Source organism: Paenibacillus forsythiae T98, from assembly GCF_000520735.1.
GTDB classification, from domain to species: domain Bacteria; phylum Bacillota; class Bacilli; order Paenibacillales; family Paenibacillaceae; genus Paenibacillus_AQ; species Paenibacillus_AQ forsythiae.
The window spans coordinates 1-3,209 of the sequence record NZ_ASSC01000303.1 but is presented as its reverse complement, the minus strand read 5'-3'; the positions used below and the strand labels follow the sequence as shown (position 1 = coordinate 3,209).

The following is a 3,209-nucleotide window of genomic DNA, read 5'->3' as shown; positions in this document are numbered from 1 at the left end:
CTGCCCGGCGTGTTTGCGCAGCAGGAGGTTGTCTTCGGCAGCTTCGGCCAGACGCTGAAGATCCGCCACGATTCCTATGAACGCTCCGGCTATATGCCCGGGGTCAAGCTGGGGATCGAAAAAGTTATGGGATATACCGGAATGATATACGGGTTTGATCACTTTATCGAATAAAAACGGGGGAGAAACCGATGAAGATTGCATTTATTGCGCATGACCGCAAGAAGGATGAAATGGTTAATTTTGTAACCGCTTATGAGCATGTCTTTCAGGGACATGAAATGTACTCGACCGGCACGACCGGGCAGCGCATTATGGAAGCGACAAGCTTGAACATTCACCGCTATATGTCAGGCCCTCTGGGGGGCGACCAGCAGATCGGCGCCCTTGTGGCGCAGGACGAGCTGGATCTGATTATTTTTCTGCGCGACCCGCTGATGGCGCAGCCGCATGAACCGGATATTTCGGCTCTGCTGCGCCTCTGCGACGTGTACGGGATTCCGGTGGCGACCAATATCGCGACTGCTGAAATTCTGGTCAAGGCGATCGACCGGGGCGACTTCGGCTGGCGGGATCTGGTGCACAAGTACAAGCCCGGTATTGAGGAATGAAGCTCGATATTCTCGTATTCGGCGCCCATGCCGACGATGCGGAGATCGGCATGGCCGGAACGATTGCCAAGCACACCGCCGCCGGGTTCAAGGTCGGGCTATGCGACCTGACCGCGGCGGAAATGTCTTCCAACGGCACGGTGGAGAGCCGCAAGGAGGAAGCCGCCCGGGCCGCAGGTGTGCTCGGCGCTTCGTCGCGCACCAATCTGGGGCTGCCTGACCGGGGTCTGCGGGTGACAGAGGATCAAATTGCGGCAGTGACGGCGGAGATTCGCCGCTGCTCGCCGGATATCGTGTTCGCTCCCTACTGGGAAGACCGCCATCCCGACCATGTAGCTTGCAGCAGGCTTGTGGAGGAGGCGGTTTTTAATGCAAAGCTTCGCCGGTACATGCCGTCGCTAAAGGCGGTCCCGGCTCCGCAGCTGTATTTTTACTTCATCAACGATTTGGGACGTACGGATCTTGTCGTTGACGTGACCGATCATTACGGAATCAAGGAATCGGCCTTGTCCTGCTATATCTCCCAGTTCCAGAAACAGCCGGGAGAAGACATTGTGGCGACACCGCTTAACGACGGCTATATCGAGCGGGTCCGCTCCAGAGATATGCTGGTTGGACAGCGCAGGGGATATTCATATGCCGAGGGCTTCGCTGCAAAAATTCCGTATGCCGTTGATTTGTTCAAGGGATAAGATGGTAACGGGGCGGGCGTTCGCTACAAGCGGATGCGCGCGGACCGATCAGTTAATAAATAAAGGAGACGGACATATGGACCGGTTGTTGAAAATAGGCATTACCTGTTATCCGTCTCTTGGCGGTTCCGGCGTGGTGGCTACCGAACTCGGGAAGCTGCTGGCCGAAAAGGGCCATGAGGTTCATTTTATTACGCACAGCGTTCCGTTTCGGCTGGGGACGTTTCAGAAGAACATATTTTATCACGAGGTTGAAGTTAACGACTACTACGTGTTCCGTTATCCGCCCTATGATCTTGCGCTGGCGACGAAAATGGCTCAGGTAGCCAAGAGGGAGAAACTGGATCTTCTCCATGTTCATTATGCTGTCCCGCATGCCGTATGCGCTTTTCTGGCCAAACAAATGGTGGGAGGACAGGTCAAAGTGGTAACGACGCTGCATGGAACGGATATCACGGTGCTTGGGCAGGACGAATCACTCAAGGATCTGATCCGGCTGGGCATTAACGAGAGCGACGCGGTGACGGCGGTGTCGCAGGACCTTATCAACGAGACGCGCCGGGTGCTGGATATTACGGACGAGATTGATCTGACCTACAATTTTGTGGACAAACGGGTATATTATCCAAGAGATGTCTCCGATCTCAGAGGGGATTTTGCGTCTCCGGATGAAAAAATTTTGATGCATATTTCCAATTTCAGGCCGGTCAAGCGGGTTGGAGACGTAGTTGATATTTTCGCCAGAGTCGCAAGGGAAATTCCAGCCCGTCTTCTGCTTGTCGGAGAGGGACCGGAGCTTCCGAAGATTCAGGCCAAAATTGCCGAGATGGGGCTGGAGGAGAAGGCGCGCTTTCTCGGCAAGCAGGATGAAATCGCCCAGGTGATCTCGCTTGCGGATGTGCTGCTGCTTCCCTCGGAGAAAGAGAGCTTTGGACTGGTGGCTCTGGAGGCGATGGCCTGCGGCGTACCGACCATCGGTTCCCAGGCCGGGGGGATACCGGAGCTTGTGGTGCATGGCGAGACCGGATTTCTGGCGCCGATCGGCGATACGGCGGCGATGGCGGAATATGCTGTCCGGCTGCTGTCCGATGAGGAGCTTGCGCGGAAGTTCCGGAAGACCTGTCTGGAGCGCGCGAGAGAGGATTTCTGCAAGGATGCCATTACCGATCAATACGAAAGCATCTATTACCGCGTGCTGGACCGCAAAGCCGCGAATGCGGTCCGCTAAGAATGGAGCCGTGTCAATATGAATTGGAAAATGGCCGATTCCCGGATGGCCGAAGCCGCCGGGCGAATCATCGCCCGGCTTACAGACGCCGGGCATGAAGCCTACTGGGTAGGCGGCTGCATCCGCGACGAGCTGCTCGGACGGCCCGTTCATGATATGGATATCACCACCTCCGCCAAGCCGGAGGCGGTCATGTCGCTCTTCCCGAGATGCGTGCCCACCGGCCTTCAGCACGGGACAGTTACGGTGCTGGAGGCGGATTTCCCGTTCGAAGTGACAACCTACCGGACCGAGAGCGGCTATGCCGATCACCGGCGGCCGGAGACGGTTGCTTTTGTTATGGATGTCAAGGAAGACCTGCGCCGCCGGGATTTCACGATCAATGCCATCTGTCTCGGCCTGGACGGAAGATTAATCGACCCGTTCGGCGGGGCGGAGGATCTCCGCCGCCGGCTGGTCCGCTGCGTCGGCAAGGCGGAGGACCGCTTTGACGAGGACGCGCTCCGCATGCTCCGCTGCGTGCGCTTCGCGTCCACGCTGGGGTTCGGCATCGCCAAGAACACGTGGCGCGGACTGCTGCGCCGCCGGGACGGGCTGGCGCATATCGCCGTGGAGCGCGTCTATGCGGAGCTGACGCGCATCATGGAAGGCCCCCGGCCGCTGGCGGGCCTGGGGATG

The 3,209-nt window shown here is 57.7% G+C and carries 5 protein-coding genes; all 5 read left to right on the top strand.

The window, feature by feature from the left end:
* Positions 1-174, top strand: a 174-nt coding sequence (locus L692_RS28305; protein ID WP_036723040.1) for a dihydrodipicolinate reductase C-terminal domain-containing protein, incomplete at its 5' end; no start/stop codon positions are given.
* A 17-nt stretch (positions 175-191) separates the two neighbouring features.
* Positions 192-611: a methylglyoxal synthase gene (mgsA, locus tag L692_RS0109970; protein WP_025699481.1), complete on the top strand. Its 420-nt coding sequence runs from the start codon at positions 192-194 to the stop codon at positions 609-611.
* Positions 608-1,303, top strand: coding sequence for a bacillithiol biosynthesis deacetylase BshB1 (gene bshB1 / locus L692_RS0109965; protein WP_025699479.1), 696 nt, complete (start codon positions 608-610; stop codon positions 1,301-1,303). The genes mgsA and bshB1 overlap by 4 nt, the downstream gene beginning before the upstream one ends.
* Positions 1,304-1,379: 76 nt before the next feature.
* Positions 1,380-2,531: an N-acetyl-alpha-D-glucosaminyl L-malate synthase BshA gene (bshA, locus tag L692_RS0109960; RefSeq protein WP_025699477.1), complete on the top strand. Its 1,152-nt coding sequence runs from the start codon at positions 1,380-1,382 to the stop codon at positions 2,529-2,531.
* Between the two features lie 18 nt (positions 2,532-2,549).
* Positions 2,550-3,209 (top strand): CCA tRNA nucleotidyltransferase (locus L692_RS0109955; RefSeq protein WP_025699483.1); only part of this gene is annotated, 660 nt, incomplete at its 3' end.

What these genes read in the sequence shown, in the direction of transcription:
- mgsA (WP_025699481.1), top strand. Translation starts at nt 192, where the DNA reads ATGAAGATTGCATTTATTGCGCATGACCGCAAGAAGGATGAAATGGTT.
- bshB1 (WP_025699479.1), top strand. Translation starts at nt 608, where the DNA reads ATGAAGCTCGATATTCTCGTATTCGGCGCCCATGCCGACGATGCGGAG.
- bshA (WP_025699477.1), top strand. Translation starts at nt 1,380, where the DNA reads ATGGACCGGTTGTTGAAAATAGGCATTACCTGTTATCCGTCTCTTGGC.